General features: G+C 42.7%; 14 protein-coding genes. 8 read left to right on the top strand and 6 right to left on the bottom strand.

The window, feature by feature from the left end:
- Window positions 1-370 precede the first annotated feature (370 nt).
- The 4 genes from HWQ58_RS22455 (at window position 371) to HWQ58_RS22440 (ending at window position 6,125) form a co-directional block, all read left to right on the top strand.
- Window positions 371-3,007: a calcium-binding protein gene (locus tag HWQ58_RS22455; protein ID WP_366838436.1), complete on the top strand. Its 2,637-nt coding sequence runs from the start codon at window positions 371-373 to the stop codon at window positions 3,005-3,007.
- 271 nt (window positions 3,008-3,278) lie between these two features.
- Window positions 3,279-5,069: a DVUA0089 family protein gene (locus tag HWQ58_RS22450; RefSeq protein ID WP_292867311.1), complete on the top strand. Its 1,791-nt coding sequence runs from the start codon at window positions 3,279-3,281 to the stop codon at window positions 5,067-5,069.
- A 496-nt stretch (window positions 5,070-5,565) separates the two neighbouring features.
- The gene (locus tag HWQ58_RS22445) at window positions 5,566-5,847 is read left to right on the top strand and encodes a hypothetical protein (protein WP_292867309.1); all 282 of its coding nucleotides are present in this window, start codon (window positions 5,566-5,568) and stop codon (window positions 5,845-5,847) included.
- Between the two features lie 29 nt (window positions 5,848-5,876).
- A complete protein-coding gene (locus HWQ58_RS22440; protein WP_292867306.1) occupies window positions 5,877-6,125 on the top strand; it encodes a hypothetical protein in 249 nt (82 codons plus the stop codon).
- A gap of 297 nt (window positions 6,126-6,422) precedes the next feature.
- On the opposite strand, the gene ilvN is transcribed toward HWQ58_RS22440, so the two are convergent.
- A complete protein-coding gene (ilvN, locus tag HWQ58_RS22435) occupies window positions 6,423-6,941 on the bottom strand; it encodes an acetolactate synthase small subunit (protein WP_292867303.1) in 519 nt (172 codons plus the stop codon).
- 269 nt (window positions 6,942-7,210) lie between these two features.
- Here ilvN and HWQ58_RS22430 point away from each other — a divergent pair, with 269 nt between their 5' ends.
- Entirely contained in the window at window positions 7,211-7,576 is a 366-nt protein-coding gene (locus tag HWQ58_RS22430; protein WP_292775336.1) for a BON domain-containing protein, read from the top strand.
- A gap of 35 nt (window positions 7,577-7,611) precedes the next feature.
- On the opposite strand, the gene HWQ58_RS22425 is transcribed toward HWQ58_RS22430, so the two are convergent.
- Window positions 7,612-8,556, bottom strand: coding sequence for an alpha/beta fold hydrolase (locus tag HWQ58_RS22425; protein WP_292867301.1), 945 nt, complete (start codon window positions 8,554-8,556; stop codon window positions 7,612-7,614).
- 147 nt (window positions 8,557-8,703) lie between these two features.
- Window positions 8,704-9,723: a saccharopine dehydrogenase-like oxidoreductase gene (locus HWQ58_RS22420; protein ID WP_292867299.1), complete on the bottom strand. Its 1,020-nt coding sequence runs from the start codon at window positions 9,721-9,723 to the stop codon at window positions 8,704-8,706.
- Between the two features lie 106 nt (window positions 9,724-9,829).
- Here HWQ58_RS22420 and HWQ58_RS22415 point away from each other — a divergent pair, with 106 nt between their 5' ends.
- From HWQ58_RS22415 to HWQ58_RS22405, 3 genes are all read left to right on the top strand, one after another.
- On the top strand, window positions 9,830-9,964 hold the full coding sequence (locus tag HWQ58_RS22415) for a hypothetical protein (protein WP_292867296.1): 135 nt from the start codon (window positions 9,830-9,832) through the stop codon (window positions 9,962-9,964).
- Window positions 9,965-10,183: 219 nt separating this feature from the next.
- Entirely contained in the window at window positions 10,184-10,789 is a 606-nt protein-coding gene (locus tag HWQ58_RS22410) for a Uma2 family endonuclease (RefSeq protein WP_292867293.1), read from the top strand.
- 149 nt (window positions 10,790-10,938) lie between these two features.
- Complete coding sequence (locus tag HWQ58_RS22405) at window positions 10,939-11,244, top strand: helix-turn-helix transcriptional regulator (protein ID WP_292867290.1); 306 nt, start codon at window positions 10,939-10,941, stop codon at window positions 11,242-11,244.
- A gap of 232 nt (window positions 11,245-11,476) precedes the next feature.
- On the opposite strand, the gene HWQ58_RS22400 is transcribed toward HWQ58_RS22405, so the two are convergent.
- The 3 genes from HWQ58_RS22400 to HWQ58_RS22390 all read right to left on the bottom strand — a co-directional run bounded on the left by HWQ58_RS22400 (window position 11,477) and on the right by HWQ58_RS22390 (window position 14,310).
- Entirely contained in the window at window positions 11,477-11,863 is a 387-nt protein-coding gene (locus HWQ58_RS22400) for a VOC family protein (protein WP_292867287.1), read from the bottom strand.
- A gap of 231 nt (window positions 11,864-12,094) precedes the next feature.
- Window positions 12,095-13,813 (bottom strand): ATP-binding protein, encoded by a 1,719-nt coding sequence (locus tag HWQ58_RS22395; protein WP_292867284.1) that lies wholly within the window; start codon window positions 13,811-13,813, stop codon window positions 12,095-12,097.
- Between the two features lie 272 nt (window positions 13,814-14,085).
- Complete coding sequence (locus HWQ58_RS22390) at window positions 14,086-14,310, bottom strand: hypothetical protein (protein ID WP_292867281.1); 225 nt, start codon at window positions 14,308-14,310, stop codon at window positions 14,086-14,088.
- Window positions 14,311-14,606: the final 296 nt, after the last annotated feature.

Raw genomic sequence — 14,606 nt, 5'->3', positions numbered from 1 at the left:
ACAATTTTATTTGCGTAACAGCTTACTTTCTTATTGCCTAGACACAGAAGAATATGAAGAATATACAAAGCTCAGTACTTGTGTATATATTTTTCAGCAAGTAATGTGAAGAGTATGCAAAGATGAGTATTTAAGTATAGACATCTAAGTATGATATTGACTATGTAATTATTTTGAGGCTCTTAAGATGTTCTCTATTTTCAAGCTAGACACCCACGGATAACAGCCTATAAGGACTATAAGGAAGGCATCAAAATCTTTTTCCCGATTAAGAGTCAACTGTTGATTATTTTCTCTTCTAGTAGGACTTAGGCGCTGGCAAAAAAATAAATTAGCAATTCAAACAGTAGATGGGGGTAAGGGTGACGATTTGTTATCCGTTGATTACAGTTTTGCTTCAGCAGGTATTTCAACGACATTCAATGCCACTACAAACAAGGTAGAAATTACGGCAGGCACATATCGGGTTAGTTACAAGAATATCGAACGATTGAATATCTTAGGTACAGGCGATGATGACAATATTGTGGGAAGCAGTGCAAACGATACGCTTTCTGGGGGGTATGGTGGCAAAGATACAATCGATGGGGGAGCAGGTGACGATATGTTGTCCGTTGATTACAGCTACAGCAATCCTACAGCAGGTATCACAACAACATTCAATGCCACTACAAACAAGGGAGTAATTACGGCGGGCACAAATCAGGTTAACTATAAGTTTATCGAACGATTAAATATCTCAGGTACAGCTTACGACGACAATATTGTTGGCAATAGTGGCAACGATACACTCTCAACAGGCAATAGTGGCAAAGATACAATCGATGGGGGAGCGGGTGACGATGTATTGTCCGTCGGTTACATCGGATACAATAATGCTGGTGTAGGGATCACTTCGACATTCAATGCCGCTACTAACACTGGCTCAATTACGGCGGGTAATAATCAGGTTAGCTATCAGAATATCGAACGATTAAATGTCTTAGGTACATACTACGATGACTTGATTATAGGGAAAAATGGCAAGGATACGCTCTCTGGGAGCGTTGGCAATGATACGATTATTGGTGATGCAGGTAATGATGTTCTTGCTGGTGAGAATGATAACGACACTCTAACTGGTGGTGCTGGCAATGATAAATTTATTTACAACAACAACGGATACGAGGGCACTGATATTATCACCGATTTCACTGGTGTGGGAAAAGGCTCAAATCCTTTAGAGGCGGTGGTAGCCTCCTTAGACACCTTGCAATTTATAGGTAGTAGTTCGACTGCTCGAAATCTGCGATTAACTCAAAATGGTGATAACTTAGAAATCACCTTTGGAAATTCCGTTAGTGATAAAGTCATTCTGCAAAACTTCAAATTAGAAAACCTGGATAATCTGCCAGCAACTTCTTCACGACCAGCTATTGGCAATATCCTGTTTGATGGAGAAACCAGCATCAGCGACAGTTTTGATGTGTTTGATGCTGATTCCACTCAAACTACTGTGTTCAACAGGAACACTGTTACTTTCCTGAATGACCTGGATAACAACATTACGGGTTTCGACAACTCTAATGATGTCATCAATGGTCAGGGAGGTGACGACATCATCGATGGCTTGAGTGGTAATGACCTGCTCAGAGGTGGTGCGGGAAATAACACCCTAGAAGGAGGTATTGGTGACGATACCTTAAGTGCTAGCAGTTCAACAGGCGATAACCTGCTCTTTGGGGGCGATGGTAATGATTCTGTTGATATCTCTGGCAGCACATTCAACGACACATCCCCTGACAGATTCGGCAATTTTGACTCTCGCTCATTAGGCAATAACACTCTCAATGGAGGTGCAGATAACGATACCTTGAGTGCTAGCGGTTCAAAAGGTAATAACCTGCTCTTTGGGGGGGATGGTAATGATTCTCTTGATATCTCTGGCAGCTACAGCAACAGTTACGGCTACTCCTCTGACTCTCGCTCATTAGGCAATAATACTCTCAACGGAGGTGCAGGTAACGATGCATTGCGTGCTGGTGGTTTAAAAGGTGATAACCTGCTCGATGGGGGTGATGGCAATGATTCTCTTGACATATTTGGCAACTACAGCAACGATTATGGACAGTACTTTGACTCTCGCTCATTAGGCAATAACACTCTTAATGGAGGTGTAGGTAACGACACCTTGAGTGCTCGTGGTTCAACAGGTGATAACTTGCTCTTTGGGGGTGATGGCAATGATTCCCTTTACATTTCTGGCGACTACTTATATAATACCTCCTACGACTACTCCGACTCTCGCCCGTCTGGTAATAACACCCTAGAAGGAGGCGCTGGTGACGATAACTTGAGCTTCGGTAGTTCAACAGGTAATAACCTTCTTTCTGGGGGTGATGGCAATGATTCCTTCAATCTAGTCATTGACTCCCCGGATACTGACCTATCTAATTTAGTGACTCAAACGGTAGATGGGGGTATTGGTGACGATTCGTTGTTCACTGTTTACAACTTTGCTACTGGGGGAATTACTTCGACATTCAATGCTACTACTAATACTGGCTCAATTACAGTGGGCTTGTATCGAGTTAACTACAACAATATCGAACAATTACATATCTCAGGTACAAGCTATGATGACAATATTGTTGGCAGCAATGGCAATGATATCCTTATTGGTGCAGAAGGTAATGACAGCCTAATTGGAGGGGATGGGACTGATACCTTTGGTTTCTATAATTACAATGGGGGTGTTGATACTATTTATGACTTCAAGGGCACTAATGAATTAATTCAGGTAGATGCTAATGGTTTTGGTGGCGGGTTATCAAGAGGTTCACTTCAGACAAGTCAGTTTACCATTGGAACATCTGCAACGACAACCAATCAACGATTTATCTATGATTTTTCTACAGGTGCATTGTTCTTTGACCAGGACGGCAGTGCATCTGGGTTTACTCAGGTAAAATTTGCACAACTATCTGGTGGTGTAACACTAACTGAAAAGAACTTTGTAGTAGTTTAATCGTTAAGCGACACGGGTTGCGAGGTGCTTACAAAAGCAGCTTGCATTCGATTACTCAATGCAATGGCGATCGCTTGCAGTTCTTGGCGCTCCAAGACAATCATGGTCAGGTCGAGTTGCTTGTTTTAAAACCAATCCACTTGAATGTACATTGCTTGCTCGTTGGGATTTGGGACACAAAGACCCGTGGTTGATTCTAACTGACATAGAACTAGAGTTTTTTGATTGATGCTGAACTTACATATTTAGTGAGAAATTTAGGAGAGATAATATGGCTTTCGGTACTACAAATCCTGACACGATAAATGGGAGTTCGGGAAATGATACTATAGTTGGCTGGGCTAGTGGTGGTAATGCCAATAGTACCTCCGGTAACGATGTCTTGAATGGTTTGGCTGGTAACGATTCCCTCGCAGGGGGGACGGCGAACGACAGTCTTAGCGGTGGAGATGGCAATGATACACTTGATGGGGGCACAGGAAACGATATTTTAAAAGGTGATGCAGGCAGTGACACCTTCAAAGGCAGTCAGGGTAACGACAACATTGATGGTGGAGATGGCATTGATACCGCAGATTACAGTCAATTAGGTCAAACTATTACCTTGTCAGGTGTTGGAACCATTCAAAAAGCTGGGGGATTGGGAAAAGACCTACTCTTTAAAGTAGAAAAGGTTATTGCTAATCCTAAGGTCGCCAACAACACCATAGATGCATCCCAATCTTTGGCTGGGGTATTTATCACCGCTAACCTGCAAACCCAAAGTTTGTCTGCTAATAAGGTTCCTGGTTTGGGAACATTGTCATTTACCGCAGTCAACTTTGATAATGTCATCGGCACAAATGGAAATGACAGCATTTTTGGTGATAACCAAAATAACCGATTATCCGGTAATAATGGCAATGACACACTTGACGGCGGTTTAGGTATTGATACTTTGAATGGGGGGGCAGGTGATGATACTTACGTCGTTGACACTACTCTTGATACCATTACAGAGGCTGCGAATTCAGACATAGATTCCGTTCGGTCTTCTGTCAGCTACACACTAGGAGCCAATCTGGAGAACCTGAGGCTGAGAGAAGGTGGCAACTTTACTGGGACAGGTAACAGTCTTAACAACTTCCTTTTTGGTAATACTTCTAATAACACTCTAAATGGAAGAGTAGGTGATGATACGCTAGACGGTAGTAATGGCGATGATATCCTCAATGGTGAGGACGGTAATGATAGCCTACAAGGCGGGCCGGGTAATGAAATACTCAATGGGGGATCTGGAAACGATATCCTCATCGGTACTTTTCCTGGTAGTCCGCTTCCACCGGGATTAGGGGAAACTGATACCTTAACTGGCGGGGTTGGGGTAGATAGATTTATCCTGGGAGACGCTGTAAATATTTTCTACGACGATAACAACAGCGTAAATCCTGGTTTTGGGGACTACGCTACTATTACTGACTTCGACTCTAGCCAAGATCGAATTGAACTCAAAGGATCTTTACAGGACTACCGCCTGCAAGTTGTTGGCAGCAACACACGAATTTTCTCAGACAAACCGGGAACAGAACCAGATGAGTTCATCGGTATTGCGCTGGCGAAAAACAATCTCAAACTTGATAGTGATGACTTCCTTTTCTTTGAGGGGGAAAATGCTGGAGAAGGTACAAACAACACACTGGCTACTGCTGAAGGGTTAAGTTCCTTATCATCAGGCTCAAACATTAATCTTTCAGCCCAGATTGCCACAGTTCAACTGGGGGACAATCCCGATTTCGACTTTTTTAAATTTTCTTTAACAAATCCAGGAACTGTCACTATTAAGACAGTGACATCAGGAGATACAGTTCTGGGACTGTTTGACGATACTGGGATTGGGACTTTACTGGAAACGAACGACGATATTAGCGGTAGCAATTCGTCATTAATTACCAGTTCCCTGGGTGCAGGTACGTACTACATTTCAGTGAGTCAATATGCTTTCTTGCCTGAAGATGGCGGAACTTTCTCTGGTAGCAGTTCTAATCCTGATTTTTCTTATACATTAGGAGTCAGTTTTGCATAAAAACATTGTCAAAAGAAAGTACTAATAGATACTTTTCCTCGTGACTAGGGGAACACGGCAGCGTGTTCTCCATTATCCGACATGAGACTATTTACAAGCGAGTACTTATCTCCGGGGGCAACACATCTTTATTCTTTCTAATTGATTAGCGTTCTAAAATTATCTTGATAATTGCAATTTTGGGTAAATGATAATCAAAACTAATCACCTATAGCAGTCCTATAATCATTAGTGAAATATTTTTCTGTTGACTGTCATTAGTCATTAGTCATTTGTCCTTTGTTATTTGCAATTTACTTAGCGCAAAGTCTGAGCGGAGGTTTCCGACGCTTGATGACTCGCTCTCCGTAGCGCTATCGGTTGGCGCAACCCGTTGCAGGCATCAGAACTTTGTAAAAGAGGACAAATGACCAAGGACGACTATAACAAAAATTTTCACAATTTCATTTAGGATTGCTATAGACAAATTGAATCGTCAATAGTTGCGATAAAACTGATGAAATCCCTCAAAAGTCCCTCATCCAGCTTTTCTAATTCCCAAGCATCAGAACAAACTCCTCAATTGGCGTATAGACCATTTGGTGGCCAAACTCAAAAAGCATCTTTTACGCCTGTGACACAAACAGACGTAGAGAATAAAGCTTTTGCAGAAGAAAAGATGGAAGTAACTAGATTGGAATTAATGCGATACTGGATGCCATTGGTGCGATCGCTAGTGGTGCGATCGATTAAGCAATCAAAGGGGTTGAAAACGCCCTTGCTAAATCTTTACCTGTAGTTATCAGTTTCCTCGCAAGTCTTTTGGGTTTGGGTGGAATTGCTGGCAAGATTCAGGCAATATTCCAAAAACTGCGGAAACCGATGGAAAAAGCAGTTGATTGGGTAATTTATAAAGGTGCAAAGGCGTTTAAGAAAGTTGGGAACAAGGTTAAAAATAGCAAGTTTGGTAAGAAGGCTGGAGAACTGAAAGATTCGGCGAAGGAGAAATATAAAGCCTGGGTTACAGACTCAGTTTTGCACTTATTCAACGGGTGGTTTACGCCAATGTCACGATGATGGATGAATACCTGCCAGGGATTATGTCTGTTATTTATGGTAATGTCTCACCAGAAGAAGCGATCGCCAAAATTGAAGGTTAGTTGGATATTTCTTTTTTTGCTAGTACAACACGGCGTAAATAAACATATCATTCAAAATGACGCGAAAGCCCGGAATACAATACTTTTGACTTTTGACTTTTGACTTTTGACTTCCGCGCAGCGGTACTAGTCCCTAAGCAGAAGTCATAGTAACAATTGCCACTATGACTTCTGCTGCGGTTGAGTATTTCTGAGTCTTGATTTAAATTCCCAACTAAACCTTTGCTTCCAAAGATTTGAGTAACTCGGTATTCACGCCTGATTCACGAGTCAGGGCAATTTTGCCAGTGCGGGCGATTTCTTTCAAACCAAATTTTTGTAATACTTGCACGATCGCTACCATTTTACCTGGATCTCCCACAACTTCTAAGGTGAGAAAATCTTCCGCCACGTCCACGACTCGCGCCCGGAAAATCTGAGACAATTCGATCACTTCTGAGCGATTGCTGGTACTAGCATTCACCTTCAAAAGCATCAATTCCCTCTCTACACAAGGAGTTTCGGTAATATCCTGGACTTTTAGGACATTGACTAACTTGTACAGTTGCTTCGTGAGTTGCTCGATGACGCGATCGTCACCAGGGACAACCATTGTAATTCGGGAGACTCCTCCTTGTTCAGCAGGGCCAACAGCAAGGCTTTCAATATTAAAGCCGCGACGTGCAAATAAACTAGAAATGCGGGAAAGAACACCCGCCTCATCTTCTACGAGAACTGAAAGGGTATGTTTCATCTTCGCCAACAGAGGCTAGAGCAGGAATTGAGTAATGCAGACACTAGCAAAGGGCAACGCTAGACCTACTACCGCACTAAATTTTCAGTGCGACCTCCTATTGTAAACTTAACCGTTGCACTCATTGCATTCTCAATTGAGAAATTGTTTAGAAATCATACTGCAAGCAAAAATTTCATTGGATGTATATCTTTTTGTTGGCAGATGCAGCATTTTTATAAAGCTTTTATACTCAGATTTTATAAGCCTCTAATAGGAGAAAAGTTTTTATGGGTTGGCTACAAAGATTGTTTGGAATGGAAAAACCTCAAAATGCAGAAGTAAATCCGGCTCCACAGGCTGTACAGCAAGCTCCTAGTAGTGATGTTGCTAGTGCTACGCAATCAATACCTCCAGAACGTCTAGGGTTAAGCGGAGAATATGACCAAAGTGGTTTAGCAAAGCGGGTAGCGTTGGCATTTGATGAAGATCCCCAACTCGACGATGTTAATACCCTTTGGGTTGCTCAGACGGGTAGCACTGTGGTGTTGAAAGGTAAAGTCCCCAGTCAAGAAATTCTCAACAAAATGATTTCTGTGGCGGGTTCTGTAAATGGTGCTACAGATGTTGACACTAACCAGGCGACGATTGGCTAGTTACTGCTGATGCGATCGCTTCCATTGCATAATATTTAGGGAACAACCAATGGTTGGCGATCGCCAACCCATCTCTCAATCCAATCTAAAATCGCTTGGTTAACTTGTTCTGGACATTCATCATGGGGGCAATGCCCTACATCCTCCAGATTTAGCAGTTCCAACTTCTCGTTATATTGGGCAAATTGGCTAGCCAGGGCTGGCGGAACAAACCGATCTTTTTGTCCCCAAATTAAAAGCATGGGAATTGTTAAGGTTGGTAATATTGTCTTGACACTAGGACTAAAATTAATTCCGATCGCCGCTTTGAACAAAGCACTAAACGCCCTTGCAGAACCCCGGTCTTGGGGAGGCCCTGCTAAAATTTCGATCAGTTCATCGGTAATCGCCTCTGGGTTAGCGTAGGCGAGACTAGCCCAGCGACGCAGTACCCCAGGACGACGCACGAAGTTAAACACAGGTTTAAGTATCAACGGCGAAGCAACAACATTTTTAATTGCTGTAACAAGTGGGCGCAGCACAGGAGGAATTGCTTCTTGTTCTAATGATGGGTCGGGTAAACTCATCATCACCATACCCAGCACCATATCAGGGTGGGTGGCGGCGGCGGCCATAGAAATCAGTGAACCGTTGGAATTGCCTATTAATATTGCTGGTTGACGGATAAATGTTTTCCAAAAATCGTAAACCTGCTCAACCCACAGTTCGATGCTGTAATTAGCTGCGGCTTTTTCAGAAGCGCCAAAACCCAACATATCTATGGCGTAAACTGTGTGATGCTCACCCAACACCTCTAAATTATGTCGCCAATGACCAATGGAAGCGCCAAAGCCATGTAACAGAATTAGGGGTGTTGTCTTGTGGTGACTTTGGTTAGGGCGAATGTAAGTATAGCGGGTTTGCCAGCCACGCCAAATCCAATCTCTTTGATTACCAACCCGTTCCTGCCAGTGTACCGTAGCGATCGCACTTACCTCCAATTTATCAGCGCTGAAATACCATTATAAGAATTGGGGATTGAAAAGAGGCAGAGGGGCAGGGTGCAGGGGGCAGAGGGGAAAAACTTACTGCAATTTCTCCTCTGCTCCTCTGCTCCTCTGCTCCCCTGCTTCTTGCCCATTCCCTATTTACTTAACAAATTGAGGCATAATTTCGGCAGCAGTGAATATTCCATAAATGCCGCGTTGGTGCAATTGTCTGCCAGCTTTGAGATAGCCGAAAGCAGGGCCGCAGACATTGGCTGCCATACTGGTTTCATCTCCGAGAGTAAATGTATGGGTGGAAATCTTCCCTTCAAAGGTACGTCCTGTTACCTTCACATTCGTGCTGAGTGGCTTTTTGGGATTGCGGGTATCGACTACACCACCAACTGTAACGCGATCGCGCCCCACTATCCCAGCTATTTCTAACATCACATCGTCAGCGTGTTCCATATTTGTCAACGTAAGCACACCATTAGTTTTATCTAGTAATGCTTCTACTTCTGCGTCAGTCATCGCCCTGGCAATTTCCACGGTGTAACCAGGTATATGGCCGATGTCCTCCCGAACAGTGGCGCGGTAAGCTTCCCAGTTAGCAATTCCTACCCCAAAGGTAATTTCAACATGATGAATTTCGGCGTAGCTTTGGGCGGCTAAAGCTGCTGCTGCTGTTAACAGTCCAGGTGTAGCACCACATCCTGTCATGTAGGTAATGCCCGCGGCTTCCAGTTCCTCTTTCATCGCTAGGAGTTGTTCTACAGCAGTGGTGCGTTTAATTGCATCTACTAATACCCCACGCCAACCAGATTTGATAAATTCCTTAGCGACAGTGGGAATAAAATCATTTGGTAGATTAGGTAAAGCCAAAAAATACCCATCTACTTCAGCTATTTCGATTAAATCCTGAATACTTTGATTTGTTAATGTACCAATTGGCTCTAAATAACCCACCGAACCTTGGGACTGATAGATTGCAATGGATTCTTCAGTATTTAAACCGTCAGCAGCATAAGCGTAGCCTTTATGATCTGCTGCTGCAACTAAAATCATTTCTTGTTTGCCAGCTACTACCTTAGCGGCTGCTTGTCCCAGTCCGCCGAAACCCAGTACTCCCACACGTATCGCTGGCGAAATATTTAGAGAATTTTTGATTTTTTCAGAATTCATAGTTAATTCCTTAAGTTGAATCAAAAGCCTTGAGTATTCCGCATCTCAGCTTCCGGCTGGTAACTGGTGGCTGATGGCTGATAACTCAAAGCTATAGAGATTAATTATGATTCATTATCCTGGGTTCTTTGGCTGGATATTGCAGATATTTATCTCTGAGCGATCGCTTTTGAGTTTTTTGACTGAAAATATACCAGGTTTAAAGCAACAATCGCAACTGGCAACCGAGAGGAAGGCTTAAGAATAATGGCTAAACTTGATGATATGACAGAATAGAGTTTCTGGCACGATGATGCAAACACTCACCAAAGGCGATCGCTTAAAGTGGTATGAAGTTGTTAGCATTCTGAGTATTATGAAGCGTATTTGCACTATGTTTAATATTTTTACAATAACTTCATTATCTGCTTTTATAGTTGACTTAGAATCAAAATAACTTTCCTTCAGGAGATTGACTTTCATGACATATATCTCCCCAAAAACCCTCACATTTGAAGATTTTCTCTCCCAATACCAAGACAATCCCCGCTATGAACTAGCAGATGGAGAACTAATTGACATGGAACCCACTGGCCCGCATGAAACGGTGAGTGGCAAACTTGCAACCCAAATTGGCATCTACCTTGTTGCAGAACAACTCCCCTGGTTTATTCCTCGCACTTGTTTAATTTACCCTTTTGCTGATACAGCTACAGTTCGTCGTCCTGATATTGTGGTTCTTGATGAAACCGTTCTCGACCGCGAACCCCTTTGGCAACGAGAACCCGTAATTACTCTTGGACGCTCAATTAAACTGGTGGTGGAAGTTGTTAGCACCAACTGGGAAACCGACTATGCAAGAAAAGTTGAAGAATATGCGCTTTTAGGCATCCCTGAATATTGGATTGTGGATTATCGAGGATTAGGTGGTGTAGCATTTATTGGTAAACCCAAACAACCTACATTTACCGTTTGTCAATTGCTTGAAGACACCTATACTCAACAACAATACAGACTCAACCAATTAATTAATTCGCTACTTTTGTCCCGTCTTCAACTTCGCTTAGATGACATTCTGCCTCGTTAAGTGTAGGCATAGTTATGAATAAGGAGAGTCGCCATTCTTCTTCTTGGAGGTAACAAAGGAGGAGATGATCGCTGGTATGAGGAGAATCTTCCGAAAGCAGATACGTTGTACGACGAACATTTAGAGGAATTAAAAACGGAAGGATTTTTATGAAGACGAAGCCATTTAATGAACTTCGTAAGAAAATGACTCCTGAACAACAGGCAGAAAGTGAGATGCAAGCAAACCTTGCTTTACTCAAATTGACACTTTCTGAGCTTCGAGAGTCCCTTGGACATACACAAAGCGATATCGCAAAAAATATGGGAGTGGTACAGTCGGTACTTTCAAAAATTGAGCATCAGGACGATATTCAAATATCTACGCTCTCACGATATATTAAATCTCTTGGGGGAAGTCTAACAATCATTGCCCGTTTCCCCGATCAAGAGGTTATAATTTCTCAGTTTGATTGAAATTCGATCGGCGCAAGTATAGCCTGTTGTAGACATCGCTTGCTTTAAACATATTACTAAAAGTGCGTAGATGCTTCTTCGGCTTGTCACTAGACATCGCCTTTACAAGAGTTATGAATATAGCAATTTTGGCAGTAATAACGTTTAATTAGGATGGTGCGACGCCGAATAGCCCGTCTAGACATCGCTTCATTATTTATAGTGATGGCAACTTTGCCTGTCAACACTAATTTTAACGCTCATAAATTTCTAATGGTAAATTGTCTGGGTCTTTAAAGAAAGTATATTTCTTACCTGTAATTTCATCAACTCTGATATTTTCTACCTCTAACCCTTTTGATTTTAAATAAAAAACAGTTTCTTCTACATCATCAACTTGAAAAGCAAGATGTCTTAAACCACAAGACTCTGGTTTACTAGGTCGTTCTGGAGGATTTGGGAAAGAAAATAGTTCGATTTGAGTATTTTCGGCAACTTTTAAATCTAATTTATAAGAATTTCTGGCGATGCGAAAAGTCTCTTGAATAATCGAAAATCCTAAAGTTTCGACATAAAATGCTTTGGAGCGATCGTAATTAGAACAAATAATAGCTATATGATGAATGCCAGTGGTTTTCATGTGTACTTCTCAAGCTACCAATCATTTACCCTTAGCACTTTTAGCAGAATTTTACTAGTAAACTGTAGCGGAAGTTTACCCACCTTTAAACCAAAGCGCATCATTGAACTACCTAACTATTATGAAACTGTCAATCATCAAAAAAGCATATTGCTTTCTCATTTTGGTGTTTTCCGCAAGCAATTGGCTGATGGCTTTCTCAAGGCTAAAGGGTATTATCCCTAAAAGAAATTAAAACCTTCCCGTTCGTCCTGTCAGACTGGCAATCACCGTTGCTAACTCCGCTGGTTCTACGGGTTTCGGAAGATGCATCTGAAAGCCTGCTAACAAAGCCTGTCTGCGATCGTCGCTCCTTGCAAACGCCGTTAGTGCAACAGCTGGCATCCGACCGCCACGCTGGGCTTCAAGTTGCCGCAGTTTCCAAATCAGTGAGTAGCCATCCTCATTTGGCATTCCAATATCGCTTACTAAAACATCTAAGCTCTGACTTGTGGCGTTTTCGATGATTTCCAATGCTTCACTGACAGAGGCAACGGAAATCACTTGGGCGCCATACTCTTGCAAAATTGTACTTAGCAATTCTAGCGAATCTACCTCGTCCTCCACAACCAATATCTGTAAGCCTGACAACGTAAGCGGAGCATCAATCCTCGCATCAGCTTCAGCGATCGAGTCTAATGCCTGTGGCTCACTTGATGATTTGTGGATGATCGTAACGGGTAGCTTGACAATAAATGTTGTCCCCTGTTCGATTCCTGGACTTGCCACGCTTACTGTCCCACCATGTAATTCAATTAGTTGACGAGCAATTGCTAACCCCAAACCTAGTCCACCATAACTTCGGGTGGTGGTACTGTCGTGTTGGCGGAAGCGATCAAAGACATAGGGTAGAAAATCTGGGCTGATGCCAACTCCTGTATCGCTAACGGTAATTTCGACATGGGAATTGACCCGTTCCAAGCGGATCTGTAATCGTCCTCCTTTGGGCGTGAATTTGATGGCGTTTGAAAGCAGGTTCCAAACGACTTGCTGTAAACGGTCAGCATCACCAGATATAGGATTTTTTGAAGAATCCAAGATACTTTGAATGCGAATTAACTTTGCCTCAGCCGCCAGCTGCACAGACTCAATGGCTGCCTCAATTACTTTAACTAGGTTGACTGGACGGACTTGCAGACGTAGCTTGCCTGTGATCATGCCAGAGATATCCAGGATGTCTTCAACGATCTTTGTTTGAGACCTCGCGTTCCGCTCGATCGTCTCTAAGGCACGCATGACTCTATCCTGACTCAGATGTTGTTTCCGTAACATCTGCGACCACCCCAAGATGGCATTGAGCGGTGTTCTCAATTCATGAGAGAGAACTGAGAGAAACTCGTCTTTAGCGCGATTAGCTGCCTCAGCCTCTGCTCGGATGACTTGTTCGCGGATTAACAATTCATCTTTGGCGCGATTTGACGCTTCCAGTTCTGCTGTGCGTTCTTTGACCCGTTGCTCCAGCTCCACATTGATCGATTGGATGCGGCTTCGGCTATCTAACAGTTCCTGGTTCGTGATGGCTAGCTGGGCTGGACTTGGTGCATCGATCGCAATTGGAATTAAGGGAATCAATAAAAAGGTGAACGCATAGGATGACCATAGGGCATTGAAGGCTTTCAGCAGCCCTGTAAACCAATAAATGGGATACCAGAGCGTAACTATTCCCATTAGATGGGTGGTGCCACACAGGGCAAAAACAAAAAAGTACCCAATGAGGAGCGTCACAGTATTGCTGGGGAGATCCTTGCGCTGATTCCTAAAGTAAACAATTGCTATGGCGACTGAGTAATAAGCGATCGCAGTCAATGCATCTGAAGTTAAATGTAGCCAGACTAAACCTGGCTTCCAGAGGTAACAATGCCCGTGGGGAATGAAGGAAGTTGAAAAGAAGTTGCTAAGTAAGTCAGGCATATTGCTTCTTGTTTTCGGCTCTTGGATGTTGCTTGCACTTCTGTTCTACCTGTTGCAACTGCATCAATTCTAATTGTGCCGCTTCAACAAACAATGATGCGTCATAGCAATTGAGAACAATTCGGGAGCAAGCATACAATTGTATCTAAGTCCTTGAGCGAAAATACGCTAAGATACTTACCCTGAAAAAAGATACTACCCGGAAGACCCAAATCTACAACGCACAAAGAATAATTTCAAAACACGGCTGATAAGTAGGTAAACATAATTAATTACATAATGTCATTGCGAATGTAGCGAAGCGAAATGAAGCAATTCGCTTGCGGCTGGGATTGCTTCGCTTCTCTACGAGAGGCTGCGCGAACGCTCGCAATGACTGTAATTAATTTTGCGTAGTTACTTATGTTTTTTTTGCAGTCTCCCCTAACAGGTTTGCCAGCCAGAGCATTGAATATGGGTTTAAATCGGGTGAGATAATCCGCTTTGACTTCAGTCATGGGTCTATTCTCAATCGTAGCTCAATCAGTTTACCCGTTATACATCTTGCACCTCAGTATCTGAAACTGAGTAAAAGTGTTACAAGGTCGTGGCTTAATTTTCCCCAATTGTGATCGCTACGCCCGCCGCAGGCATCGTATATTTAACTTAAATTCATATTCAATCAGCAAAAAGGCATATTGCTTTCTCAAAACTCCATATTTAATAAGCAAAAAGGCATATTACTTTCTCAAAATGACATTTTACTTTCTCAAACCCCAGTTTGCTTTCTCATTTTGGTGTTTTCCGCAAGTCA

It is taken from the genome of Nostoc sp. LPT (assembly GCF_017115165.1).
Classification (GTDB): Bacteria; Cyanobacteriota; Cyanobacteriia; order Cyanobacteriales; family Nostocaceae; genus Nostoc.
Note: the sequence above shows the minus strand (reverse complement) of the source record. Positions and strands in the feature narration are given on the sequence as shown.

Bases quoted from the DNA above. Each gene is read 5' to 3' on its own strand.
- HWQ58_RS22450 (WP_292867311.1), top strand. From the start codon at position 3,279: ATGGCTTTCGGTACTACAAATCCTGACACGATAAATGGGAGTTCGGGA.
- HWQ58_RS22445 (WP_292867309.1), top strand. From the start codon at position 5,566: ATGAAATCCCTCAAAAGTCCCTCATCCAGCTTTTCTAATTCCCAAGCA.
- ilvN (WP_292867303.1), bottom strand. From the start codon at position 6,941: ATGAAACATACCCTTTCAGTTCTCGTAGAAGATGAGGCGGGTGTTCTT.
- HWQ58_RS22430 (WP_292775336.1), top strand. From the start codon at position 7,211: ATGGGTTGGCTACAAAGATTGTTTGGAATGGAAAAACCTCAAAATGCA.
- HWQ58_RS22420 (WP_292867299.1), bottom strand. From the start codon at position 9,723: ATGAATTCTGAAAAAATCAAAAATTCTCTAAATATTTCGCCAGCGATA.
- HWQ58_RS22415 (WP_292867296.1), top strand. From the start codon at position 9,830: ATGATTCATTATCCTGGGTTCTTTGGCTGGATATTGCAGATATTTATC.
- HWQ58_RS22410 (WP_292867293.1), top strand. From the start codon at position 10,184: ATGACATATATCTCCCCAAAAACCCTCACATTTGAAGATTTTCTCTCC.
- HWQ58_RS22405 (WP_292867290.1), top strand. From the start codon at position 10,939: ATGAAGACGAAGCCATTTAATGAACTTCGTAAGAAAATGACTCCTGAA.
- HWQ58_RS22400 (WP_292867287.1), bottom strand. From the start codon at position 11,863: ATGAAAACCACTGGCATTCATCATATAGCTATTATTTGTTCTAATTAC.
- HWQ58_RS22395 (WP_292867284.1), bottom strand. From the start codon at position 13,813: ATGCCTGACTTACTTAGCAACTTCTTTTCAACTTCCTTCATTCCCCAC.
- HWQ58_RS22390 (WP_292867281.1), bottom strand. From the start codon at position 14,310: ATGACTGAAGTCAAAGCGGATTATCTCACCCGATTTAAACCCATATTC.